A 23,471-nucleotide genomic window follows, 5' to 3' on the forward strand; every position below is an offset into this window, starting at 1 on the left:
CCTGATGGCCGAATTTAATCTTGAGGCGCTCAACGCGTTACCGAAAGCGGAACAGACCGCTGAGTTGGCTACGGTGAACAGTCAGCTTGAATCGCTGTCTGCGCAGGAAAGAGTGAGCTGGGCGCTGGAGAATCTGCCGGGCGACTATGTTTTGTCGTCCAGCTTCGGCATTCAGGCGGCGGTATCGCTACATTTGGTGACGCAACAGCGGCCAGATATTCCGGTTATCCTCACGGATACGGGCTATCTGTTTCCTGAAACCTATCAGTTTATTGATGCACTGACAGAGCAATTAACGCTGAATCTGCAAGTGTATCGCGCAACAGCGTCTCCGGCCTGGCAAGAGGCGCGCTACGGTAAGCTGTGGGAGCAGGGCGTGGAAGGCATCGAACGCTATAACCTGCTGAATAAAGTCGAGCCGATGAACCGTGCGCTGAGCGAGTTAAAGGCGAAAACCTGGTTTGCTGGTCTGCGCCGCGAGCAGTCCGGCAGCCGGGGGGAATTACCCGTGTTGGCGATTCAACGTGGCGTCTTCAAATTCCTGCCGATTATCGATTGGGATAACCGAACGGTGTATCAATACCTGAAAGAAAATGGCCTGAGTTACCATCCACTGTGGGAGCAGGGCTATCTGTCCGTCGGTGATACCCACACCACCCGCAAATGGGAACCGGGTATGGCCGAAGAAGAAACCCGTTTCTTCGGCCTGAAACGCGAATGCGGACTGCACGAAGGGTAAAAGAGAAACCGGGCACTGCCTAATTCTGGTCACTTAAGCCTGTTATTAGGGGAAACACAGGGGGAGGTTCCCGCAGGGAGGCCTCACCCCTGTGGTCGCCCCGTTTATCTCGATGCTTAAACGATCGGCATTAGAGCACTGCCCGGTTTTTTATCGCCTGAATAACACTTGTGAACAGGGTGTTATTCCATTACGGAACTTGTCATTCCAATTCGGCATTTCATAAGTGTTCTGTCCGCACCGTATAGTCGCATTATCTCTTTTTTTGCTTAGTTAAGGCGACTGTGAACTATCTCCCTTTATTTGCCGATGTTCGTCAGCGTCCGGTACTGGTTGTTGGCGGCGGTGAGGTTGCTACGCGCAAAATCGATCTGCTGCAACGCGCGGGTGCGGAGGTAAAAATTGTCGCACAGGCGCTGGCGGAACCGTTGGCGGTGCAGCATCAGGCCGGACAGGTTGAATGGCTGGCGCATACTTTTACGCCAGAGCTGTTATCCGGCGTGTTTCTGGTGATTGCCGCCACGGATGACGCCGAGCTGAATGCTGCGGTATTTGAGGCGGCGAATCAGCGGCATTTGCTGGTGAACGTGGTGGACGATCAGCAGAAGTGCTCGTTTATTTTCCCCTCGATTGTCGATCGCTCTCCGCTGGTGGTGGCGATTTCCTCAGGTGGACAGGCGCCAGTGCTGGCGCGTCTGCTGCGTGAAAAGCTGGAATCATTACTGCCCGCCAGTTTGGGCACGATGGCGGATATCGCCGGAAGCTGGCGCGACAGAATTAAAACCCGACTGCATTCGATGCCGGCACGCCGTCGTTTTTGGGAACGGCTGTTTGTCGGACGCTTTGCGTCGCTGGTGTCCGCGGGGCAACTGGCGCAGGCCGAAGACGAATTGCAGCAGCAACTGGTGCATCAGCAAGAGGAACAGCAGCAGCCAGCGGCGGTACGTGGCGAAGTCGCACTGGTTGGCGCAGGCCCCGGCGATGCCGGACTGCTTACGCTACGCGGATTACAGGTGATGCAGCAGGCGGATGTGGTGCTGTATGACCATCTGGTCAGCGCTGACGTGCTGGATCTGGTGCGCCGCGACGCCGAACGTATCTGCGTTGGAAAACGCGCCAGCGCGCATTCGTTGCCGCAGGATGAGATTAATCAGCTACTGGTGAAGCTGGCGCAGGAAGGGAAGCGGGTCGTGCGCCTGAAAGGCGGCGATCCCTTCATTTTCGGCCGCGGCGGCGAAGAGCTGCAAGCGGTCGCGCAGGCGGGTATCACATTTCAGGTCGTGCCCGGCGTGACGGCGGCAGCGGGCGTCACGGCATATGCGGGGATCCCGCTAACGCACCGTGACTACGCGCAGAGCGTGCTTTTTATTACCGGACACTGTCGCCCGGATGGCGACGAGCTGGACTGGTCGACGCTGGCGCGTGGCCGTCAGACGCTGGCGATTTACATGGGCACGATGAAGGCCGCGGAGATTTCGCAGCAGTTGATCGCGCATGGCCGTTCATCGCAGACGCCCGTTGCCGTGATCAGTCGCGGCACCCGACACGATCAGCAGGTGCAAATTGGCACGCTGCAAGAGTTAGAACATTTGGCACGGCAAGCGCCGACACCGGCGCTGCTGGTGATTGGCGAGGTGGTGGATCTACATCATCAGATTGCCTGGTTTGGTCAGACAACGCCGACGGTGCCGCAAGACAGCCGCCCAGCGGTAGTAAACTTGGCTTAAGGAAAGGGTATGGACGAGAAACGACTCACGCATTTACGGCAGCTTGAAGCCGAAAGCATTCACATCATCCGCGAAGTGGCGGCCGAGTTCAGTAATCCGGTGATGATGTACTCCATCGGCAAAGACTCTTCGGTGATGCTGCATCTGGCGCGCAAGGCGTTCTATCCGGGATCGCTGCCTTTCCCGCTGCTGCACGTTGATACCGGCTGGAAATTTCGTGAAATGTACGAATTCCGCGACCAGACGGCAAAGGCCTACGGCTGTGAACTGCTGGTGCACCGCAACCCGCAGGGTGAAGCGCTGGGGATTAACCCCTTTGTGCACGGCAGCGCCAAGCACACCGACATCATGAAAACGGAAGGGCTGAAGCAGGCGCTGGATAAATACGGCTTTGATGCCGCGTTTGGCGGGGCGCGCCGCGATGAAGAAAAATCGCGTGCTAAAGAGCGTATTTATTCCTTCCGCGACCGCTTCCACCGCTGGGATCCGAAGAACCAGCGCCCGGAACTGTGGCACAACTACAACGGCCAGATTAATAAAGGCGAGAGTATCCGCGTTTTCCCGCTCTCCAACTGGACCGAGCTGGACATCTGGCAATACATCTATCTGGAAAACATCGATATTGTTCCGCTGTATCTGGCCGCGCCGCGTCCGGTGGTGGAGCGCGATGGCATGCTGCTGATGGTGGATGACGATCGTATCGATCTGCAACCGGGCGAAGTAATCGAACAACGCATGGTGCGCTTCCGCACGCTGGGCTGCTGGCCGCTGACGGGGGCGGTAGCATCAGAGGCGCAGACGCTGCCGGAAATCATCGAAGAGATGCTGGTTTCCACCACCAGTGAGCGTCAGGGAAGGGTAATTGACCGCGATCAGGCCGGTTCAATGGAGCTGAAAAAGCGTCAAGGGTATTTCTGAGGAATCGTCGAATGAGCCAAATTTCGTTAAAAGACACAGCGGCAGACAATGCGGCTGAGAAAGATGCCGTCGTCATCAACAATGCGATTGCACAGCAGATCGCCGAGCAGGGCGGTGTGGAAGCGTATTTACACGCGCAGCAGGATAAAACGCTGCTGCGTTTCCTGACCTGCGGTAGCGTCGACGATGGAAAAAGTACGCTGATTGGTCGGTTGCTGCACGATACGCGCCAGATTTATGAAGATCAGCTCAGCACGCTGCACAATGACAGCAAGCGTCTTGGGACGCAGGGCGAAAAGCTGGATCTGGCACTGCTGGTCGATGGGCTTCAGGCCGAGCGTGAACAGGGCATCACGATTGACGTGGCCTACCGCTATTTTTCGACGGAAAAGCGCAAATTTATCATCGCTGATACGCCAGGGCACGAGCAGTACACGCGCAACATGGCGACGGGCGCATCAACCTGCGAGCTGGCGATTCTGCTGATTGATGCTCGTAAAGGCGTCTTGGATCAAACCCGTCGTCACAGCTTTATTGCGACCCTGCTGGGGATTCGCGATCTGGTGGTGGCGGTGAACAAAATGGACTTAGTGGATTATCAGCAAACGGTGTTTGAGCAGTTTAAGCAGGATTATCTGGATTTTGCTCAGCAGCTGCCTGCCGACCTGAATATCACCTTTGTGCCGATTTCCGCACTGGATGGCGACAATGTCGCGACGCCGAGTACAACGATGGGCTGGTATACCGGGCCGACGCTGCTGGACGTGCTGGAAACGGTCAATGTGGCACAGCGCACGCTGGAACAGCCGATGCGCTTCCCGGTGCAATATGTGAACCGCCCGAATCTGGATTTCCGTGGCTATGCAGGAACGCTGGCCTCCGGCATCATCCGCGTTGGGCAACGAGTTAAAGTGCTGCCATCCGGCGTAGAATCTACCGTCAGCCGTATTGTGACTTTTGACGGGGATTTACCGCAGGCGCAGGCGGGTGAAGCGATTACGCTGGTGCTGGCGGATGAGGTAGATATCAGCCGTGGTGACCTGCTGATCGACAGCAGCGAGTCGCTGAAAGCGGTGCAGCATGCGCTGGTGGATGTCGTCTGGATGGCGGAACAGCCGCTGGTGCCAGGACAGAGCTACGACATCAAGATTGGCGGTAAGAAAACGCGCGCTCGGGTCGAGAATATTCAGTATCAGGTTGAGATCAATACGCTGACGCAGCGCGTCGCGGAGAACCTGCCGCTGAATGGTATCGGTTCGGTTGAGCTGATTTTTGATGAGCCGCTGGTGTTGGACAACTATCAGCACAATGCGGTGACGGGCGGGATGATCTTTATCGACCGTCTGAGCAACGTCACGGTGGGCGCAGGGCTGGTGCGGGAACCTATCGAGCAGGTGTATCAGGAGCCGGGCGCACACAGCGCGTTTGAGTTGGAACTGAATGCGCTGGTACGTCGCCACTTCCCACATTGGGGTGCGCGCGATCTGCTGGGAGGCAAATAACGTGTCTTTACGCGATGAACCGACTGACGATAACGTCGTCTGGCATGCGCACGATGTCACCCGAGAGTCGCGCGAGAAATTGCATGGTCATCAGGGCGTCGTTATCTGGTTTACTGGGTTGTCTGGATCCGGTAAATCCACGCTGGCGGGGGCGCTGGAACAGGCGCTACATCGGCGTGGTGTCAGCACCTACCTGTTGGATGGTGACAACGTGCGGCACGGGTTGTGCCGTGATTTAGGCTTCACCGACGACGATCGGCGCGAAAACATCCGCCGCGTGGGTGAAGTTGCCAAACTGATGGTGGATGCGGGTCTGGTGGTCCTGACCGCGTTTATCTCGCCGCACCGCGCCGAGCGTAAAATGGTGCAGGATTTACTGGGCGAAGGGCAGTTCATCGAAGTCTTCGTGGATACGCCGTTAGCGACCTGTGAAGCGCGCGATCCTAAGGGTTTGTATAAAAAAGCCCGTGCGGGAGAGCTACGTAATTTCACTGGGATTGACTCGGCGTATGAAGCGCCGGAAGCGCCGGATAGTCATCTGGATGGCGAACAATTCGTAACAAATTTGACAGACCAATTGTTAGATCTGCTTGGCAAGCGAGCTATTATCAAGCTCTGATGTCCCCGCTTTTTTCACCGCGTTGTTGGGTGATTCAGGGGAAGAATGGGAAAGATTATGCAAAATGCCACGCAGTTAACGATTAGCAAGACTCGGCCAGCACAAGAAGAAGATGACGGCGTTTCCTACCAGTTTATGGGGGCGGTCACGGGGTTCTCTTTTTATTGGTTGGCCTTTACTATCCCTTTTCTGGTATACGGCTCCAATACCACGTTTTTCTTCATGCTCTACACTTGGCCGTTTTTTCTGGCGCTGATGCCGTTTTCAGTGCTGGTTGGCGTCGGGTTTAGCTTTTTGCTGAGAGGCTATCTCTTTTATACGCTCTTTGCGACGGGCTTGACGGTGGTCTGTCTGTTCTGGCTGGTCTTTTCTTTTTTGATGGGGTGGTAAAAAGAAAAAGGCTGCCAGCGTGGAAGGCGCTGACAGCCTGTGGTTTTAACGCGCTACAGTATCTTGCTCAGGAAAGCCTGCGTGCGCGGGTTACTCGGATGCGTAAAAATCGCTTCTGGCGTCCCTTGTTCCTGAATAATCCCCTGATCGATAAAGATCACCCTATCGGCCACTTCTCGGGCAAATGCCATTTCATGGGTCACGATGACCATCGTCATGCCTTCGTTCGCCAGCGTTTTCATGACCGCTAACACTTCACCAACCAGTTCTGGGTCCAGCGCGGATGTGGGTTCATCGAACAACATGATCGCGGGTTCCATCGCTAACGCGCGGGCAATCGCGACACGCTGTTGTTGTCCACCGGACAGGCTATTCGGCCAGGCGTCGATTTTATCCAGCAGGCCGACCTTGCTGAGCAACGCTTTAGCCCGTTCAACGGCTTGTGCTCGCGGCAATTTCTTCACATCCATCGGCGCCATAATCACATTTTCCAACACCGTCATGTGCGGAAACAGATTGAAGCGCTGGAATACCATTCCCACGCTTTCACGCACGCGATTGATATTGGTTTTCTGATCGTGAATGGCAAAACCGTTGACCGTGATCTCGCCTGCCGACAGCGTCTCCAGTGCGTTGATGCAGCGCAGAAAGGTACTTTTTCCTGAACCGGATGGGCCAATCAGGCAGAGCACTTCCTGAGGGGCGATGTCGCAGGAAATACCACGTAGGACATGCGTATCGCCAAACTGTTTTTGCAGGTTTTTAACGTGAATCACTTTTGCCAAACCTCGTTTCCATGTGCCGCACCAGCAGCGAAAGCAGGAAAGTAATAACCCAATAAACGATAGAGATCGCCAAGTAGGGTTCCCAGTACGTGGCGTAAGCCCCTGACACCGTACGAGCGGCATAGGCGAGATCCGCCAATCCGATTGCTGAAGCCAGCGATGAATCTTTAACAATCGCGATGGCGTTGTTGCCCAGCGGCGGCAACATGCGGCGAAAAGCCTGCGGCAGAATGACTTTCCGCATGGTGCGGCCATAGCTCATTCCGAGAGAGCGTGACGCTTCCATCTGGCCGCGATCGATCGACTGAATGCCAGCGCGGAATATCTCAGAGACATAGGCACCCGCATTCAGCGTAATTGCTACGATGCAAGAGAGGAACGCGCCGTAATCGGAGCGTAGCGTACGGGCAAAATCGACCGACATAATATTGCTGGTCACCAGCAGCCCGTCACGCGGATTGATGAACAGCGGCACCAGCGCGAAGTGCACCACCATGATTTGTACAAACAGCGGCGTGCCGCGGAAGGCGCTGATGTAGATGCGTACCGGCCATTGAACGCCGTAGTGCAGGATATATTTCCACGGCCCGTGCGGTGCCTGCGCTAAGCGGCCTAATCCGAGCGTTAATCCCCAGCAGGTGCCAAGAATGACACAGATAATGGTGCATTTGATGGTCATCCAGGTGCCTTCCATAAACAGCGGGGCATATTCCTGAATGATCTCCCAACGAAATCCCGTCAAGATCGTTTCCTTTTTTGAATAGGCTAACGTAATGATTACTCTAAATTAAACCGGGCAGGCTAGCTGTCCGGTTAATGCGACGTCTCGTGTGAGGCAATGGAGACCTAGAGAGATGCGCAGTGTCTTGCAGGCGTTATTCTGCGGGTAAGGTCGGAACGTTGTTATCAAACCAAGTTTGATAGATCTTGGCGTAGGTGCCATCAGCAACGATTTTTTTCAGCCCAGAGTTAATCTTCGCGCGCAACGGGTCGTTACCTTTTGCGACGGCGATTCCGAAATACTGGCGTTCGAATTTGGCGTCGGAAACCAGATTGAACTGTTTTTCAGGGTGAGTCTTAATGTAAAACTTCACCACGCCCACATCGCCAACCGCTGCGCCCACACCATCTTCATACAGCTCTTGTAACATTAACGGAGTGTTATCAAAGCGCTTAATCGATGTACTGTTTTTGCCTAATACGTCGGACACCACGATATCGGCGGTGCTGGAGTTCACGACACCAACTTTGTGATCTTTCAGCGCAGCAATCGAGTCGATCGTCGAGCCTTTAGGCACCACGATGGACTGTTCGGCTGGGAAATACGGTGCGGAAAAATCAACCATTTGCCTACGTTTGTCGGTAATCGTGATACCGGAAATGATAATGTCGCGGTCGCCGGAGTTAAGGGTCGCGAAGATCCCTTCCCACGGCGTATTGATCAGCTTGATATTAAAATTCTCCGCCTTGGCGATCGCTTTAATGATATCAATATCAAAACCTTCCAGCTCTTTCTTCGCGTTTTCAAACTCAAAAGGGCGATAGGTCCCGCCAGAGCCAACAACGTAAGTGGGTTCAGCAGCGAAGGCGCTGGTGGGCAGTACGGTAGTGGATAGGGCGGTAGTGAAGAGCGCACCGACGAATAACAGTTTTTTGAACATGGTTTTCTCCTGGTTTAAATGTAAAAATTTCTTTTTTTATGCACTTTGTATGCATAAAAATACACAGATAGCATTAATGGTTCAACTGACGTTTTTCCTATGGTCGGTTTTAGCCAAACGGACGCTATGCGCTGACGTCTTCTGATGAACAGAAAGTACAAGGGAATGAGAGAGTGGCCTGAGAGCACGTTTGGCATGCTCTTATGCCCGAAATATCCCCATTTGGGCACGCGGCAGGGTGAATATTGCCTCCCATTACTGGACACAGTGGAGTCGAAACAAAAGTTATGGGATGATTAGGCGGTTTTTCAGGGGGCGGGATGGGAAAGCTTACGCTGTTATTATTGATATTGCTTGGCTGGCTTCAGTACTCACTGTGGCTGGGTAAGAATGGCATTCATGATTATGTTCGGGTAAAGGATGATGTTGTTGTCCAGCAGGGGAACAATGCCAAATTAAAAGACCGTAACGAACAGCTGTTTGCCGAAATTGACGACCTCAATGGCGGACAGGAAGCGATTGAAGAGCGCGCACGCAATGAACTGGGGATGATCAAACCCGGTGAAAGCTTCTATCGTCTGGTGCCAGAATCGAACCATCGTAACGCGAATACGACGTCATCTAATAACGCTTCATCTAACAACACACAACGTTGACGCATGCAGACACCACGCCTTTACCCGCCTGACATTGTTGCCGTTTTGCCCGCTGCGGGTAACGGCAGCCGGATGCAAAACGATCGTCCTAAGCAGTATCTGACGATTGGCAATGATGCGACCGGCCATAAAACCATTCTTGAACATACCATCGACGCGCTTTTACGCCATTCACGAGTAGCGCGTGTCGTTGTCGTTATCAGTCCCGCCGACGCTTTCTTTCATACTCTGGCGATAGCCAACGATCCCCGCATTTGTGCCGTGACAGGCGGGCTGCAGCGTGCGGATTCCGTGTTGGCTGGGCTGGCTGCCGTTGCCGATAGCGCGTGGGCGTTAGTGCACGACGCGGCGCGTCCGTGTCTGCATCAGGACGATCTGACGCGCCTGCTGGCGATTGTTGAGCAGAGTGAGGTTGGTGGAATTCTGGCCGCGCCGGTTCGTGACACCATGAAGCGTGGCACGGACGGGTTTATCGATCGCACGGTAGAACGTAACGATTTATGGCATGCGCTGACGCCGCAGCTTTTTCCTGCTGCGCTGTTGAAACAGTGCCTGCAACGAGCGCTTCAGGATGGCGTTGCCGTCACAGATGAAGCCTCCGCGTTGGAATATTGTGGCTATCGCCCGCAAATTATCAGCGGGCGTTCGGATAATATCAAAGTCACGCGTCCAGAGGATTTGGCATTAGCTGAATTCTATTTAACCCGTTTGCAGTAACCTCATTTTATTCGTTAAATACAGATAAGGAGAACGCGCGATGCGTATCGGTCACGGTTTTGATGTCCATAAGTTCGGTGGAGAAGGTCCGCTGGTGATCGGTGGCGTGCGCATTCCTTATACTCAAGGCTTGCTGGCGCATTCCGATGGGGATGTGGTGCTGCATGCGGTGACCGATGCCCTGTTGGGGGCTGCCGCGTTGGGTGACATTGGCAAGCTATTTCCTGATACCGATCCGGCTTTTAAAGGGGCGGACAGCCGTGGCCTGCTGCGTGAAGCCTGGCGTCGTATCAATGAAAAAGGCTACCAGTTAGGCAATCTGGACGTCACGATTATTGCTCAGGCGCCGAAAATGGCACCACATATCCCGCAAATGCGCGTGAATCTGGCGGAAGATTTGCAGTGCCACATGGACGACGTCAATGTGAAAGCGACCACGACAGAACAGTTGGGCTTTACTGGTCGTGGCGAAGGCATTGCCTGCGAAGCCGTTGCCCTGCTGGTGAAAAAAGAAATGGGTGAAATTATTGCTTGGTAAGCGATAGTCTTATCAGTTATAGAAAGTTAACAGCATAAAAAACAATGTCGTGGCCGTGTGTCATCCTGCCATGCACTTTGTAGGATAACGATGGAAAATAACGAACAACTCGTCTGGTTGCACGGTGAACCACAGGCTACTGGCTCATTGAAATCCGCTGCGGAAGACTTTCTGGTGGTGGAAGATCTGGGGTTTCAGCCGGATGGTGACGGTGAACAGGTATTAGTGCGTGTGCGCAAGCGCGGCTGCAATACGCAATTTGTGGCCGAGATGCTGGCGAAATTTGTTCGTCTACCGCTACGTGCCGTTAGCTATGCGGGCCTGAAAGATCGTCATGCTGTCACCGAACAGTGGTTCTGCCTGCACATGCCGGGAAAAGAGACGCCTGATTTCTCCTCGCTGGCGCTTGAAGGTTGTGACGTGCTGGAGGTGATTCGCCACCGTCGCAAGCTGCGGATCGGTACGCTGCGGGGTAACCATTTTACGCTGATGCTGCGCCAGGTCAGCGACCGAAACGAGGTTGACGCTCGTTTGGCGCTGATTGCCGCGAAAGGCGCGCCTAATTATTTCGGCAGCCAGCGTTTCGGGCGCAACGGAAATAATCTTGAGCAGGCTCGTCTTTGGGCAAATAACGAGATTCGGGTAAAAGAACGCAGTAAGCGGAGTTTTTATCTTTCTGCCAGCCGCAGTGCGATGTTTAATCAGGTTGCCAGTGCACGACTCGCGGGGCAGCAGGCAAAAACCGTCTTGTGTGGTGATGCATTGCAACTGACAGGGCGCGGCAGTTGGTTTGTTGCTAAGCCTGACGAATTGGATGCTTTACAGACGCGCCTTGATGCGGGTGAACTCCAGATTACTGCGCCACTTCCCGGAGATGGCGAACTGGGCACGCAGGATGACGCGCAGCTATTTGAAAAGCAGGCGTTGGTCGGACAAGACGCGCTGTGGTCTTTGGTTAAGCGTGAGCGGGTTGAACCTGCCCGGCGTGCGGTGCTGCTGTATCCGCAGCAGATGCACTGGGAATGGCAGGATGATGCGACCGTGGAAGTGAAGTTTTGGCTACCTGCGGGCAGTTTTGCGACCAGCGTGGTACGTGAATTGCTGCATTCACAGCAGGATACCGATCTCGGTGCCTGATGTGCTGCGATACGTTTTTGCAGAAAATTGTTGAAGATAATCAATGCTGGCAACCGTGTAATCGCGGCAACTGGCTTACCCCTATGCGGGAAAATTGCTGTGTTGGTGACGAGGTTAACCAGAGCTAAGGTCGGCGGGGAATGGTAAACAAACGTATAGAAACGTTGTTGGCGCAGTTGCGCCAACAGGGCATTCAGGACGAACGTCTACTGAGTGCGATAGAAGCCGTACCCAGAGAACGTTTTGTTGACGAGGCGTTCGAGCACAAAGCGTATGAAAATACCGCTCTGCCTATCGGTTCCGGTCAGACGATTTCGCAGCCCTATATGGTTGCGAAGATGACGGAACTGCTCAGCCTGACGCCCGTCTCCCGCGTGCTGGAAATTGGCACTGGATCAGGCTATCAAACGGCAATTTTAGCGCATTTGGTTCGGCATGTTTGCTCGGTTGAGCGCATCAAAGGGCTGCAATGGCAGGCTAAACGTCGCTTAAAACAGCTTGATTTGCATAATGTATCTACCCGTCATGGCGATGGGTGGCAGGGCTGGGCGTCGCGCGGGCCGTTTGATGCCATTATCGTGACTGCGGCACCGCCGGAAATTCCTCGAGCGCTGATGGAGCAACTCGATGACGGTGGCGTGATGGTATTGCCCGTCGGTGAACAGTCACAATACTTACAAGTTGTTCAACGCCATGCTGGCGAATTTATTATTCAAACGGTTGAAGCTGTTCGGTTTGTTCCGCTGGTCAAAGGGGAATTAGCCTGATAACGTGGCGTTGGTATGCATTTGTTGTTAAGTCTTTAAAATTTCAACACAACGGTTTTATAGTGCGAACTTGTTGATATTGTTAGCATCTAATCATCGTGGTGCCTTTCCCATTTTGCTTATGCGCCAGCGATGGTGAAGTAGCGATCTTTCTCGTTCCAACTAACGAATAAATCACCGGATACCGGTACGCTACAATCACTTACGCGATAGGCAGTTTAGCAACGGCCCGTTAAGCGAGAGCAGATGCGAGGGAGGCATGTCCGAATTGGGTTCTGAGTATTACTGTTTTTTGAATGTTATCGACACTTTTTTGAACGCTATAGTTATAGGGGAGTAAGGCGCATGGGAAGCCGAATGATGAATTTGCGTCACATTGCTGCTTGTACGGTGATTGTCTTAGGATTGGCGGGATGTACTAACAATAATTCCAAATCCGCACCGATCAGCAGCGTTGACGGAAATACGGGCAGCCGAGGGGGAATGTTATCTGCGCCACCATCACGCATTTCAACAGCGGGTGAAAGCGTTTCAACAACGTCCGACGGCCGAATTGTTTACAACCGCAGCTACGGCAATATTCCGAAAGGCAGCTACAGCGGCGGCAATGCCTACACGGTTAAACGGGGCGATACCCTATTTTATATCGCGTGGATTACCGGTAATGACTATAGGGATCTAGCGCAACGCAACAATATTCCTGAACCGTACAGCTTGAATGTCGGGCAATCACTGAGCTTAGGCAGCGGATCTGGTAGCAATGCTTCGGGCGGCGGACTGACGAGTGGTGGTGGAATGTTGGCAACCACCGATGCCACCCGAGGTGGAATCCCCACGCCGCCATCAAGTGCTCAAATACAAACTACATCGGTTGATTCTCAGTCAACTAATGCGTATTCTGGTAATCAAGGTAAACAGAATAATGTAGGTAAGATGTTACCTACGGCAGGGGCGACAACAACCGCTCCTGTTTCCGCACCAGCAACTGTTGCCAGCAGCAATATGGCTGCTGTAGGCAGTTGGCATTGGCCTGCCGATGGGAAAGTCATAGATAGTTTCTCCGCTTCTGAAGGGGGAAATAAAGGGATTGATATCGCCGGCTCACGTGGGCAACCGATCACCGCAACCGCCAGTGGGCGCGTGGTGTATGCGGGTAATGCGCTACGTGGTTACGGAAATCTGATAATCATCAAACATAATGATGACTACCTCAGTGCCTATGCCCATAACGATACGATGCTAGTCCGTGAGCAACAAGATGTCACGGCAGGACAAAAAATCGCTACGATGGGCAGTACGGGTACCAGCTCAGTTCGCTTGCACTTTGAAATTCGTTACAAGGGGAAATCCGTAAACCCGCTGCGTTTTCTGCCGCAGCGATAAATCAGGCAGAATATTTCGGTATTCTGCCAAGGGATCACGGGTAGGAGCCACTTATGAGCCAAAGTACGCTGAAAGTTAACGAGTTACATGAAGATACCGATTTCGAAGAAAATGGACTTGACGTTTTTGACGATAAAGCGCTGGCAGAGGAAGATACCAATGATAATGACTCAGCGGAAGACGAGCTGTTATCACAAGGGGTCCCACAGCGTGTCCTTGACGCAACCCAACTCTATTTGGGAGAGATCGGCTATTCGCCACTTTTAACCGCAGAAGAAGAAGTCTATTTCGCACGACGCGCGTTGCGTGGCGATGTCCCATCGCGCCGCCGTATGATCGAGAGTAACCTGCGGCTGGTGGTGAAAATTGCCCGCCGTTACAACAATCGTGGTCTGGCGTTGCTGGATCTGATTGAAGAGGGGAACCTCGGCCTGATCCGTGCGGTTGAAAAATTCGATCCAGAAAGAGGATTTCGTTTTTCAACCTACGCAACCTGGTGGATTAGACAAACGATAGAACGGGCGATTATGAATCAAACCCGTACCATCCGTTTGCCGATTCACATTGTCAAAGAACTCAACGTTTATTTGCGCACTGCGCGCGAGCTGTCTCACAAACTGGATCACGAGCCGAGTGCGGAAGAAATCGCCGAACAGCTTGATAAGCCCGTTGATGACGTCAACCGCATGCTGCGCCTGAATGAACGAATTACTTCCGTCGATACCCCTCTGGGTGGTGATTCGGAAAAAGCGTTGCTGGATATTCTAGCAGACGAAAAAAATAACGGACCTGAAGACACTACTCAGGATAACGATATGAAGCAGAATATCGTTAAATGGTTGTTTGAGCTGAATGCCAAACAGCGTGAGGTGTTGGCGCGTCGTTTCGGCCTGTTAGGGTACGAAGCGGCTACGCTCGAAGATGTGGGTCGTGAAATCGGCTTAACGCGTGAACGTGTTCGCCAGATTCAAGTTGAAGGCCTACGCCGCCTGCGGGAAATTTTGCAGGTTCAGGGGCTGAGCATTGAAGAACTGTTTCGTGAATAATTCGTGACGAGTTACTGATGTTTTGAAATAAACGTCTTGAAATAAAAAATGGTGGGTTTCCCCACCATTTTTTATGCCTGTATTTGCCCTCTCGGGTGAAAGGGCGGTTCGGCGGCAATTAGCGGATGATATTCGCCAGCAGGAAATCGACGATTTCGCTGGTTTTAATCATTTGCTTTTCACCGACCCGGCGGTTCTTATATTCAATCTCTTCGCTATCCAGATTGCGATCGCCAATGACGATGGTATGCGGTACGCCAATCAACTCCATATCGGCGAACATCACGCCCGGACGCTCTTTACGGTCATCAAGCAGAACTTCAATGCCTTTAGCGCGCAACTGCTGGTAGATATCCTCAGCCACTTCCTTCACGCGGAAAGATTTGTGCATATTCATTGGCAGAATAGCGACGTGGAAAGGTGCAATCGCATCTGGCCAGATGATGCCACGTTCGTCATGGTTTTGCTCAATCGCCGCTGCGACAACGCGCGTCACACCAATACCGTAGCAACCCATCGTCAGCGTCTGGTTGCGGCCATCTTCACCTTGAACTGTCGCTTTCAACGCTTCAGAATACTTGCCGCCCAGTTGGAAAATATGGCCGACTTCGATACCGCGTTTAATTTGTAGTGTGCCTTTACCGTCTGGACTGATGTCGCCTTCAACCACGTTACGGATGTCTGCAACCTGCGGCAGGGTAACGTCACGTTCCCAGTTGATGCCAAAATAGTGTTTGCCATCAATGTTTGCGCCAGCGCTGAAATCGCTCATCGCCGCAACGGTACGATCGACAACGACAGGAATCGACAATTTGACTGGGCCAAGTGAACCTGGGCCTGCACCGATAGTTGCACGAATCTCTTCTTCTGTTGCGAACGTCAGCGGGCTGGCAACCTGAGCAATTTTCTCAGCCTTTATTTCGTTAAGTTCATGATCGCCGCGAACCAACAACGCAACCAATTTATGGCCGCTTTCTTCCGTTGCTTTAACCAGCAGCGTCTTCACGGTTTTTTCTACTGGCAACGTAAACTGCTCAACCAGCTCGGCGATGGTCTTGGCATTTGGCGTATCAACCAGACGCAACTCTTCCGTCGCTTCAGCGCGGCCTAACTTCGGCGCGACAGCTTCTGCCAGTTCAATGTTTGCTGCGTAGTCGGATTCCGTTGAGAAAACGATATCGTCTTCGCCGCTGGTCGCCAGCACCTGAAACTCATGGGAGGCATTGCCCCCGATAGAACCGGTATCTGCCTGAACAGCTCTGAAATCCAGATCCATACGGCTGAAAATCTTGCTGTAAGCGGCGTACATCGCGTCGTAAGTGACCTGCAACGATTCCTGAGAGGTATGGAAAGAGTAGGCGTCTTTCATCAGGAATTCACGTGAGCGCATGACGCCAAAACGCGGGCGCACTTCATCGCGGAATTTGGTTTGAATCTGGAAGAAATTCAGCGGCAGCTGTTTATAAGAGCTAATTTCATTACGAATCAGGTCGGTAATCACTTCTTCGTGTGTTGGGCCGAGCACAAATGGGCGCTCACCACGATCGACAAAGCGCAGCAGTTCTGGGCCATATTGATCCCAACGTCCACTTTCCACCCATAAGTCGGCAGGCTGAACAACGGGCATGGAAACTTCAATCGCGCCAGCGTTGTTCATCTCTTCGCGCACGATATTTTCAACTTTTCTCAAAACACGCAAACCGGTCGGCAACCAGGTGTAAAGACCTGAGGCCAGTTTACGAATCATTCCTGCCCGGAGCATCAACTGATGGCTGATGACTTCTGCATCGGCTGGCGTCTCCTTGAGTGTGGAGAGCATGTATTGGCTAGTACGCATGGGGTTTTAGTTCCGTTAGAACGACAAGTAGCATAGGGCTGCCGTGCAGCCGAAGGCACATAAAAAGTGGCTTAGTTTACCAGCGTGGACGACGTGTCAAAAGAGAGCAGGGACAATTTTAGAATATATTGCTGTGGTTCGTGTATTAACACGTGTGTGACGGGTCGAGACTCAACACTTCGGTTTGTTCTTCGCAGACGCGCCAGCGCACATTGAACTGCAATAGCAAAACGGCGTATTCCCGCGTGGTATTTTCCCCTTTACGGTAGGCGGGGCGCGGATCCTGCGCCAATACCTGCGAGATAAAGCGTTTCAAATGGGGATATTTCTTGTGGTGTTCTGCGATCTGGCTTTCTGCGAGGGCGGAAAAAACTACCGGCATCGCGGCATCGGGTGCCATTTGGGCAAAACCCGCTCGCGCCTGAGGATGGCTTTCTGCAAAGGGTAGGTAAGGTTTAATATCGACGACCGGTGTGCCATCGACCAGATCAAGACTGCCTAAGTCGAGTGTAATCGCATCGCCTTTTGCTCGGATGCCTTTTAATTCAACTAGCGACATGCCAACAGGATTGGGACGGAAGGTGGAACGCGTAGCGAAAACGCCCGTACGGGTGTTTCCTCCAAGACGCGGTGGTCGAACTGTCGGACGCCAGCCGCCTTCCATCGTTTGGTGAAAAATGAACAATATCCAAATATGGCTGAAATCTTCCAGCCCCCGCACGCAGTCCGCCTGATTGTACGGTGGTAATAGCTGAAGCTCTCCGCCTCCATCTTCAATCAGGCCCGGTTGCCGCGGAATGGCAAACTTTTCTTTATACGGTGAGCGGATAATCCCGATCTGATTGAAAACAAATGGACTCATTGTGCAGAGACTTTCAGTGCAGTGCCTTGGCAAACGACCTGGCTGTAGCAACCTGCTACGCCGCTGACGGTTTGGCATTCATGCAGTAAAACTGCATTGGCTTTCATTGCGGTTGCGCGGTTTTGCATTCTTTTACGCGCATTTGCCGTGTTAGGGGGAGAGTCCTGAGCGCTGACCTGACATGAGGAGCCTGAAACTTCGCCCATATCACGGAAAGGTTTACCGACTAATTCTTCTGCACTTTTATATAACACCGCTGGTGTCGGGCGTGCCGCTGGCTTCGGTTTAGGCGCAGGTTCTACAGTTTTGGTTTCAATAGCGGGTTGAGGTGCCGGTGCCGGTGGCTTCTGAAATAAAGAACAGCCTGTCAGCGACATGGCCAACAATATAAAGGGAACAGCACGCATTAAGGATTCCTCTGCTTTTTCTCAAAGAGCGGGTATTGAAGCAAGCAATTGCACAAATAACAAGACGGGCCGTAGCCCGTCTTAACAATATCTTTTAATTAAACGCGTTAGGATGGGATTACCAGCCTTTCACTGCGCCGCCATTAAAAATTTTATTTGCTGCGTCATTTACTGCGTCAGACTGATAAGCCTGAACGAATTTCTTCACATTTTCAGCGTCTTTATTGTCTTCGCGTGAAACCAACAGGTTTACATACGGAGAGTCTTTCTCTTCAACAAACAGGCCATCTTTGGTCGGCGTCAGGTTAATCTGGCTAGCGTAAGTGGTGTTGATTACCGCCAGCGCGATTTGTGCATCATCTAAAGAACGTGGCAGCTGCGGCGCTTCCAGCTCAACCAGTTTGATGTTTTTCGGGTTTTCGGTCACATCCAGTACGGTTGGCAGCAGACCAACGTTGTCTTTCAGTTTAATCAAGCCGACTTTTTGCAGCAGCAGCAGAGAGCGGCCCAGATTGGTCGGATCGTTTGGCAGTGCAACTTGGGCGCCATCTTGAAGCTCATTCAGCGATGTGATTTTTTTGGAATAACCCGCAATTGGGTAAACAAAGCTGTTGCCAACAGAAACCAGTTTATAACCACGATCTTTGATCTGTTGATCCAGATAAGGTTTGTGCTGGAAGGCATTCAGGTCGATGTCACCTTTGCTCAGGGCTTCATTTGGCAAAACGTAGTCGTTGAATGTAACTAATTCAACGTCCAGACCGTATTTGTCTTTCGCCACTTTCTGCGCGATTTCAGCAACCTGTTGCTCCGCGCCAACAATAACGCCGACTTTAATATGATTAGGATTCTTTTCTTCCTGACCACATCCCGCTAGCGCCAGAGCACCAATAAGTGCGCCAATGGTCGCAATAGATTTCAGTTTAATCGCCATATCCTAACCCCTAATTAATTATTCTCTTGGCAGATGCCTGTATGGCAAATGCGTATTGTGATGATGACTACTTGTGTGTGACAGCTTTTACTGCCCTGTCGCCGCAGAATTGAATCAGGTAAACCAAAACAACCAGTAATATTAATACCGTATTCATGACCGTCGCGTTATAACCAATATAACCATACTGATAACCAATTTGACCTAAGCCGCCTGCGCCCACGGCTCCACCCATAGCAGAATAGCCTACGAGCGTAATTAGCGTGATGGTTGCGGCATTAATGAGTCCCGGTAATGCTTCCGGCAGCAATATTTTTCTGATGATTTGCATTGGCGTCGCACCCATTGCACGAGCGGCTTCGATCAGGCCAGTAGGAATTTCAAGCAGCGCATTTTCCACCATGCGGGCAATAAACGGCGCTGCACCTACGGTGAGGGGAACGATAGCCGCTTGCAGGCCAATAGAGGTTCCGACAATGATGCGGGTAAAAGGAATCATCCACACCAGTAAAATAATGAATGGAATCGAGCGGAAAATGTTTACCAGTGCAGAAACGGTTCGGTAGAGTTTTGGGTTGGCGATGATTTGCCCCGGACGTGTGGTATACAACAAAACGCCTACGGGTAAGCCAAGCACAAAGCCAAAGAAACCAGAAACGAACGTCATCGCGACGGTTTCCCATACTCCCTTAGCCATTAACCACATCATTGCTTCAGACATAACCCAGAACCTCAATTGTAACGTGACTTTTCTGCAGGAATTGGATTGCGGCTTTGATATCCGCATCGTTACCGTGCATTTCTGCCAGCATGATGCCGAACTTGACGCCACCGGCATAATCCATCTGGGCGCTGATAATGTTGTTGTTGATGCTAAAGCGTCGGGCAACCTCGGACAGCAGCGGAGCATCCACCGATTTACCCGTAAATTCCATCCGTAATAATGGCGTGGTATCTGGGCGATAGTCAGGGGACAGACGGGCGAGGTAATCGTCAGGGATATCCAGGTGCAACGTTGACTGAATGAATTTCTGCGCCAGCGGCGTTTTCGGGTGTGAGAAGACTTCGCTTACGGTGTCTTGCTCGATGAGTCGCCCATCGCTGATCACCGCAACCTGATCGCAAATGCGTTTCACCACATCCATTTCATGGGTAATAAGAAGAATGGTTAGGCCGAGACGGCGATTGATGTCTTTCAGTAATTCGAGAATCGAGCGCGTTGTTGCAGGATCTAATGCACTGGTTGCTTCGTCACATAGTAGAACTTTAGGATTGCTCGCCAACGCACGGGCAATAGCGACGCGCTGCTTTTGCCCGCCGGACAAATTGGCTGGATAGACATCGTGCTTATCTGCCAGACCAACCAGCTCCAACAACTCGTTGACTCGTTTGATGATGTCGGCTTTCGGCGTGTTATCCAATTCCAGCGGTAGCGAAATGTTGCCAAAAACGGTGCGCGAAGCGAGCAGGTTGAAATGTTGGAAAATCATGCCAATTTGACGGCGTGCGCGCGTCAATTGGCTATCTGACAACTGAGTCAATTCTTGCCCATCTACCAGAACTTTCCCTTCTGTCGGTCGCTCCAATAAATTGACGCAGCGGATCAATGTACTTTTACCTGCGCCCGATGCGCCGATAACGCCATAAATTTGTCCAGTGGGAACATGAAGGCTGACATCAGCAAGCGCGGTAATTGTCCGCCCGTTCTGCTGGAAAACCTTAGTAATATTAGAAAGTTCAATCATATTTTTTTATCGTGAGTGCCTATGGCTGGATAAATCAGTTTCTGAATTAACAGAATATGAAATGGATGTTAGGGCGTCTAGACGTCTAAGTCAATCGGGATTGTCATGGCTCTGCATTCTCCCTCTCGGCGAAAACATGCGATACTACCGCGTAATTTAGGCATTCAGGAGCAAAGTCAGTGGCACAAAGCGTTCCAGCAGTTTTTCTTGATCGTGACGGCACGATCAATGTCGATCACGGTTATGTTCATGACATTGACCATTTTCAATTTATTGACGGTGTCATTGACGCCATGCGAGAGCTGAAGAGCATGGGGTTCGCGCTGGTTGTGGTGACTAATCAGTCCGGCATTGCCCGCGGTAAGTTTACAGAAGATCAGTTTATGCAACTGACGGAGTGGATGGACTGGTCGCTGGCCGATCGTGGTGTTGATCTGGATGGCATCTATTTTTGTCCGCATCACCCTGAAGCTGGGGAAGGTGAGTATCGCCAGAGTTGTGATTGCCGTAAGCCTGAGCCGGGCATGCTGCTTTCTGCACAGCGTGAGTTGAACATTGATATGGCAGCTTCTTATATGGTGGGAGACAAATTAGAGGATATTCAGGCTGCAATGGGTGCTGGTATAGGAAAAAAACTGCTGGTTCGTACTGGTAAACCCGTCACTGAGCAAGGCGAAGCACTGGCTGATGGTGTGCTGGAAAGCCTCGCAGACCTGCCAAAATGGATAAAAACGCGCAGTTAACAAGCGGAACGAATGAAAGATGCGCAAACAGAAAAAAAGTTTACGAGATTTGCTTGCGCTTCTGAATCGGATCCCTATAATGCGCCTCCATCGACACGGCGCTGTGAACACACAACCGGGTCGATAAAGAAAGGGAAAACGCTTTAAAATAAGCGTTGACTCTGAAGGTGAAAAGCGTAATATACGCCACCTCGCGAAGTGGTTAAGACCGCAACGCACTGCTCTTTAACAATTTAATCAGACAATCTGTGTGGGCACTCACAAGACCGTATCTTAACGATATAAAAAAGTCTTGAAGAGTGAACAACAGTAAAATTCATTACGAATGAACAGTGACTAATTCTTTGAGCATCGCTGACGAGTTCAGCAAATCAAACAAATCTTAAATTGAAGAGTTTGATCATGGCTCAGATTGAACGCTGGCGGCAGGCCTAACACATGCAAGTCGAGCGGTAGCACAGGAGAGCTTGCTCTCTGGGTGACGAGCGGCGGACGGGTGAGTAATGTCTGGGAAACTGCCTGATGGAGGGGGATAACTACTGGAAACGGTAGCTAATACCGCATAACGTCTTCGGACCAAAGAGGGGGACCTTAGGGCCTCTCGCCATCGGATGTGCCCAGATGGGATTAGCTAGTAGGTGAGGTAATGGCTCACCTAGGCGACGATCCCTAGCTGGTCTGAGAGGATGACCAGCCACACTGGAACTGAGACACGGTCCAGACTCCTACGGGAGGCAGCAGTGGGGAATATTGCACAATGGGCGCAAGCCTGATGCAGCCATGCCGCGTGTGTGAAGAAGGCCTTCGGGTTGTAAAGCACTTTCAGCGGGGAGGAAGGCGGTGAGGTTAATAACCTTATCGATTGACGTTACCCGCAGAAGAAGCACCGGCTAACTCCGTGCCAGCAGCCGCGGTAATACGGAGGGTGCAAGCGTTAATCGGAATGACTGGGCGTAAAGCGCACGCAGGCGGTCTGTTAAGTTGGATGTGAAATCCCCGGGCTTAACCTGGGAACTGCATTCAAAACTGACAGGCTAGAGTCTTGTAGAGGGGGGTAGAATTCCAGGTGTAGCGGTGAAATGCGTAGAGATCTGGAGGAATACCGGTGGCGAAGGCGGCCCCCTGGACAAAGACTGACGCTCAGGTGCGAAAGCGTGGGGAGCAAACAGGATTAGATACCCTGGTAGTCCACGCTGTAAACGATGTCGATTTGGAGGTTGTGCCCTTGAGGCGTGGCTTCCGGAGCTAACGCGTTAAATCGACCGCCTGGGGAGTACGGCCGCAAGGTTAAAACTCAAATGAATTGACGGGGGCCCGCACAAGCGGTGGAGCATGTGGTTTAATTCGATGCAACGCGAAGAACCTTACCTACTCTTGACATCCACAGAATTTGGTAGAGATACCTTAGTGCCTTCGGGAACTGTGAGACAGGTGCTGCATGGCTGTCGTCAGCTCGTGTTGTGAAATGTTGGGTTAAGTCCCGCAACGAGCGCAACCCTTATCCTTTGTTGCCAGCGATTCGGTCGGGAACTCAAAGGAGACTGCCGGTGATAAACCGGAGGAAGGTGGGGATGACGTCAAGTCATCATGGCCCTTACGAGTAGGGCTACACACGTGCTACAATGGCGTATACAAAGAGAAGCGACCTCGCGAGAGCAAGCGGACCTCATAAAGTACGTCGTAGTCCGGATTGGAGTCTGCAACTCGACTCCATGAAGTCGGAATCGCTAGTAATCGTAGATCAGAATGCTACGGTGAATACGTTCCCGGGCCTTGTACACACCGCCCGTCACACCATGGGAGTGGGTTGCAAAAGAAGTAGGTAGCTTAACCTTCGGGAGGGCGCTTACCACTTTGTGATTCATGACTGGGGTGAAGTCGTAACAAGGTAACCGTAGGGGAACCTGCGGTTGGATCACCTCCTTACCAAGAAGATGTGTGTTAAGTGAAGTGCTCACACAGATTGTCTGATGAAAATACTGAGCAAGCGCACCTGTTGATGCGATGAGTGTAAACTCATGCTGACGCGATAGTGCCGAATTTCTGATTCGGTACGGATTTTTCGTGTCCCCATCGTCTAGAGGCCTAGGACACTGCCCTTTCACGGCTGTAACAGGGGTTCGAATCCCCTTGGGGACGCCAATCCGATAATGAGTGAAAGACATTATCATGAATATCTTAAAGATGATTCTTCGGAGTCATGTTTACGATATTGCTCTTTAACAATCTGGAACAAGCTGAAAATTGAAACATGACAGCTGAACATGCATTGGTACCTGCGGGTATGAATGGTGTATCAGTGCGTCAATGAGTCTCTCAAATAATCGCAGCGCGACGTTGGCTTTATTTATTAAAGAC

Annotated in this window: 23 protein-coding genes, 1 tRNA gene and 1 rRNA gene; 16 read left to right on the forward strand and 9 right to left on the reverse strand. The window is 52.0% G+C overall.

Annotated elements, in window-relative coordinates:
- Window positions 1-4: 4 nt before the first annotated feature.
- From DMB82_RS04555 to DMB82_RS04580, 6 genes are all read left to right on the forward strand, one after another.
- Window positions 5-739 (forward strand): phosphoadenylyl-sulfate reductase, encoded by a 735-nt coding sequence (locus DMB82_RS04555; protein WP_102117515.1) that lies wholly within the window; start codon window positions 5-7, stop codon window positions 737-739.
- Between the two features lie 284 nt (window positions 740-1,023).
- The gene (gene cysG / locus DMB82_RS04560) at window positions 1,024-2,466 is read left to right on the forward strand and encodes a siroheme synthase CysG (RefSeq protein WP_116162391.1); all 1,443 of its coding nucleotides are present in this window, start codon (window positions 1,024-1,026) and stop codon (window positions 2,464-2,466) included.
- 9 nt (window positions 2,467-2,475) lie between these two features.
- A complete protein-coding gene (gene cysD, locus DMB82_RS04565) occupies window positions 2,476-3,384 on the forward strand; it encodes a sulfate adenylyltransferase subunit CysD (RefSeq protein WP_039494678.1) in 909 nt (302 codons plus the stop codon).
- Window positions 3,385-3,458: 74 nt separating this feature from the next.
- A complete protein-coding gene (gene cysN, locus DMB82_RS04570) occupies window positions 3,459-4,886 on the forward strand; it encodes a sulfate adenylyltransferase subunit CysN (protein WP_039285240.1) in 1,428 nt (475 codons plus the stop codon).
- Window positions 4,825-5,505, forward strand: coding sequence for an adenylyl-sulfate kinase (gene cysC / locus DMB82_RS04575; protein WP_226893081.1), 681 nt, complete (start codon window positions 4,825-4,827; stop codon window positions 5,503-5,505). Before cysN ends, cysC begins: the two co-directional genes overlap by 62 nt.
- Window positions 5,506-5,562: 57 nt before the next feature.
- On the forward strand, window positions 5,563-5,895 hold the full coding sequence (locus DMB82_RS04580; protein WP_189338692.1) for a DUF3561 family protein: 333 nt from the start codon (window positions 5,563-5,565) through the stop codon (window positions 5,893-5,895).
- A 53-nt stretch (window positions 5,896-5,948) separates the two neighbouring features.
- On the opposite strand, the gene DMB82_RS04585 is transcribed toward DMB82_RS04580, so the two are convergent.
- From DMB82_RS04585 to DMB82_RS04595, 3 genes are all read right to left on the reverse strand, one after another.
- A complete protein-coding gene (locus DMB82_RS04585) occupies window positions 5,949-6,671 on the reverse strand; it encodes an amino acid ABC transporter ATP-binding protein (protein ID WP_095700430.1) in 723 nt (240 codons plus the stop codon).
- Window positions 6,658-7,422, reverse strand: coding sequence for an amino acid ABC transporter permease (locus tag DMB82_RS04590; RefSeq protein ID WP_039306715.1), 765 nt, complete (start codon window positions 7,420-7,422; stop codon window positions 6,658-6,660). Before DMB82_RS04590 ends, DMB82_RS04585 begins: the two co-directional genes overlap by 14 nt.
- 133 nt (window positions 7,423-7,555) lie before the next feature.
- Window positions 7,556-8,341 carry a basic amino acid ABC transporter substrate-binding protein gene (locus tag DMB82_RS04595; RefSeq protein ID WP_102117520.1) on the reverse strand — a complete coding sequence of 262 codons (786 nt, stop codon included), beginning with the start codon at window positions 8,339-8,341 and terminating at the stop codon, window positions 7,556-7,558.
- A gap of 320 nt (window positions 8,342-8,661) precedes the next feature.
- Here DMB82_RS04595 and ftsB point away from each other — a divergent pair, with 320 nt between their 5' ends.
- The 7 genes from ftsB to rpoS all read left to right on the forward strand — a co-directional run bounded on the left by ftsB (window position 8,662) and on the right by rpoS (window position 14,585).
- Complete coding sequence (ftsB, locus tag DMB82_RS04600; RefSeq protein WP_010299850.1) at window positions 8,662-8,997, forward strand: cell division protein FtsB; 336 nt, start codon at window positions 8,662-8,664, stop codon at window positions 8,995-8,997.
- A gap of 3 nt (window positions 8,998-9,000) precedes the next feature.
- The gene (ispD, locus tag DMB82_RS04605; RefSeq protein ID WP_116162385.1) at window positions 9,001-9,714 is read left to right on the forward strand and encodes a 2-C-methyl-D-erythritol 4-phosphate cytidylyltransferase; all 714 of its coding nucleotides are present in this window, start codon (window positions 9,001-9,003) and stop codon (window positions 9,712-9,714) included.
- 40 nt (window positions 9,715-9,754) lie between these two features.
- On the forward strand, window positions 9,755-10,252 hold the full coding sequence (gene ispF / locus DMB82_RS04610) for a 2-C-methyl-D-erythritol 2,4-cyclodiphosphate synthase (protein WP_102117522.1): 498 nt from the start codon (window positions 9,755-9,757) through the stop codon (window positions 10,250-10,252).
- A gap of 90 nt (window positions 10,253-10,342) precedes the next feature.
- Window positions 10,343-11,389 (forward strand): tRNA pseudouridine(13) synthase TruD, encoded by a 1,047-nt coding sequence (truD, locus tag DMB82_RS04615; RefSeq protein ID WP_116162383.1) that lies wholly within the window; start codon window positions 10,343-10,345, stop codon window positions 11,387-11,389.
- A gap of 140 nt (window positions 11,390-11,529) precedes the next feature.
- Entirely contained in the window at window positions 11,530-12,156 is a 627-nt protein-coding gene (locus DMB82_RS04620; protein ID WP_102117524.1) for a protein-L-isoaspartate(D-aspartate) O-methyltransferase, read from the forward strand.
- A 357-nt stretch (window positions 12,157-12,513) separates the two neighbouring features.
- Window positions 12,514-13,539, forward strand: a complete 1,026-nt coding sequence (gene nlpD / locus DMB82_RS04625; RefSeq protein ID WP_167469129.1) for a murein hydrolase activator NlpD — start codon at window positions 12,514-12,516, stop codon at window positions 13,537-13,539.
- A gap of 53 nt (window positions 13,540-13,592) precedes the next feature.
- Entirely contained in the window at window positions 13,593-14,585 is a 993-nt protein-coding gene (rpoS, locus tag DMB82_RS04630) for an RNA polymerase sigma factor RpoS (RefSeq protein ID WP_102117526.1), read from the forward strand.
- A 118-nt stretch (window positions 14,586-14,703) separates the two neighbouring features.
- Here the strand turns inward: rpoS and proS are convergent, their stop codons facing one another.
- From proS to metN, 6 genes are all read right to left on the reverse strand, one after another.
- On the reverse strand, window positions 14,704-16,422 hold the full coding sequence (proS, locus tag DMB82_RS04635) for a proline--tRNA ligase (RefSeq protein WP_102117527.1): 1,719 nt from the start codon (window positions 16,420-16,422) through the stop codon (window positions 14,704-14,706).
- A 145-nt stretch (window positions 16,423-16,567) separates the two neighbouring features.
- The gene (gene tsaA, locus DMB82_RS04640; RefSeq protein ID WP_116162379.1) at window positions 16,568-17,284 is read right to left on the reverse strand and encodes a tRNA (N6-threonylcarbamoyladenosine(37)-N6)-methyltransferase TrmO; all 717 of its coding nucleotides are present in this window, start codon (window positions 17,282-17,284) and stop codon (window positions 16,568-16,570) included.
- Entirely contained in the window at window positions 17,281-17,691 is a 411-nt protein-coding gene (gene rcsF, locus DMB82_RS04645) for an Rcs stress response system protein RcsF (RefSeq protein WP_102117529.1), read from the reverse strand. The genes tsaA and rcsF overlap by 4 nt, the downstream gene beginning before the upstream one ends.
- Before the next feature lie 118 nt (window positions 17,692-17,809).
- Window positions 17,810-18,625, reverse strand: a complete 816-nt coding sequence (locus DMB82_RS04650) for a MetQ/NlpA family lipoprotein (protein WP_102117530.1) — start codon at window positions 18,623-18,625, stop codon at window positions 17,810-17,812.
- Window positions 18,626-18,692: 67 nt separating this feature from the next.
- On the reverse strand, window positions 18,693-19,346 hold the full coding sequence (locus DMB82_RS04655) for a methionine ABC transporter permease MetI (protein WP_010681577.1): 654 nt from the start codon (window positions 19,344-19,346) through the stop codon (window positions 18,693-18,695).
- Window positions 19,339-20,370, reverse strand: coding sequence for a methionine ABC transporter ATP-binding protein MetN (gene metN / locus DMB82_RS04660; RefSeq protein ID WP_116162377.1), 1,032 nt, complete (start codon window positions 20,368-20,370; stop codon window positions 19,339-19,341). Before metN ends, DMB82_RS04655 begins: the two co-directional genes overlap by 8 nt.
- Before the next feature lie 179 nt (window positions 20,371-20,549).
- Here metN and gmhB point away from each other — a divergent pair, with 179 nt between their 5' ends.
- The 3 genes from gmhB to DMB82_RS04675 all read left to right on the forward strand — a co-directional run bounded on the left by gmhB (window position 20,550) and on the right by DMB82_RS04675 (window position 23,255).
- Window positions 20,550-21,113, forward strand: a complete 564-nt coding sequence (gmhB, locus tag DMB82_RS04665) for a D-glycero-beta-D-manno-heptose 1,7-bisphosphate 7-phosphatase (protein WP_039530687.1) — start codon at window positions 20,550-20,552, stop codon at window positions 21,111-21,113.
- A gap of 384 nt (window positions 21,114-21,497) precedes the next feature.
- Window positions 21,498-23,039: ribosomal RNA gene (locus tag DMB82_RS04670) — 16S ribosomal RNA — on the forward strand.
- 140 nt (window positions 23,040-23,179) lie between these two features.
- A tRNA-Glu gene (locus DMB82_RS04675) sits at window positions 23,180-23,255 on the forward strand.
- The last annotated feature ends 216 nt before the right edge of the window (window positions 23,256-23,471 follow it).

This window comes from Pectobacterium aquaticum, from assembly GCF_003382565.3.
Classification (GTDB): Bacteria; Pseudomonadota; Gammaproteobacteria; order Enterobacterales; family Enterobacteriaceae; genus Pectobacterium; species Pectobacterium aquaticum.

Bases quoted from the DNA above. Each gene is read 5' to 3' on its own strand.
- proS (WP_102117527.1), bottom strand. From the start codon at position 16,422: ATGCGTACTAGCCAATACATGCTCTCCACACTCAAGGAGACGCCAGCC.
- ispD (WP_116162385.1), top strand. From the start codon at position 9,001: ATGCAGACACCACGCCTTTACCCGCCTGACATTGTTGCCGTTTTGCCC.
- DMB82_RS04650 (WP_102117530.1), bottom strand. From the start codon at position 18,625: ATGGCGATTAAACTGAAATCTATTGCGACCATTGGCGCACTTATTGGT.
- ftsB (WP_010299850.1), top strand. From the start codon at position 8,662: ATGGGAAAGCTTACGCTGTTATTATTGATATTGCTTGGCTGGCTTCAG.
- cysC (WP_226893081.1), top strand. From the start codon at position 4,825: ATGCGCTGGTACGTCGCCACTTCCCACATTGGGGTGCGCGCGATCTGC.
- DMB82_RS04595 (WP_102117520.1), bottom strand. From the start codon at position 8,341: ATGTTCAAAAAACTGTTATTCGTCGGTGCGCTCTTCACTACCGCCCTA.
- DMB82_RS04580 (WP_189338692.1), top strand. From the start codon at position 5,563: ATGCAAAATGCCACGCAGTTAACGATTAGCAAGACTCGGCCAGCACAA.
- cysD (WP_039494678.1), top strand. From the start codon at position 2,476: ATGGACGAGAAACGACTCACGCATTTACGGCAGCTTGAAGCCGAAAGC.
- tsaA (WP_116162379.1), bottom strand. From the start codon at position 17,284: ATGAGTCCATTTGTTTTCAATCAGATCGGGATTATCCGCTCACCGTAT.
- DMB82_RS04655 (WP_010681577.1), bottom strand. From the start codon at position 19,346: ATGTCTGAAGCAATGATGTGGTTAATGGCTAAGGGAGTATGGGAAACC.
- metN (WP_116162377.1), bottom strand. From the start codon at position 20,370: ATGATTGAACTTTCTAATATTACTAAGGTTTTCCAGCAGAACGGGCGG.
- DMB82_RS04555 (WP_102117515.1), top strand. From the start codon at position 5: ATGGCCGAATTTAATCTTGAGGCGCTCAACGCGTTACCGAAAGCGGAA.
- rpoS (WP_102117526.1), top strand. From the start codon at position 13,593: ATGAGCCAAAGTACGCTGAAAGTTAACGAGTTACATGAAGATACCGAT.
- ispF (WP_102117522.1), top strand. From the start codon at position 9,755: ATGCGTATCGGTCACGGTTTTGATGTCCATAAGTTCGGTGGAGAAGGT.
- truD (WP_116162383.1), top strand. From the start codon at position 10,343: ATGGAAAATAACGAACAACTCGTCTGGTTGCACGGTGAACCACAGGCT.
- nlpD (WP_167469129.1), top strand. From the start codon at position 12,514: ATGATGAATTTGCGTCACATTGCTGCTTGTACGGTGATTGTCTTAGGA.
- DMB82_RS04620 (WP_102117524.1), top strand. From the start codon at position 11,530: ATGGTAAACAAACGTATAGAAACGTTGTTGGCGCAGTTGCGCCAACAG.
- rcsF (WP_102117529.1), bottom strand. From the start codon at position 17,691: ATGCGTGCTGTTCCCTTTATATTGTTGGCCATGTCGCTGACAGGCTGT.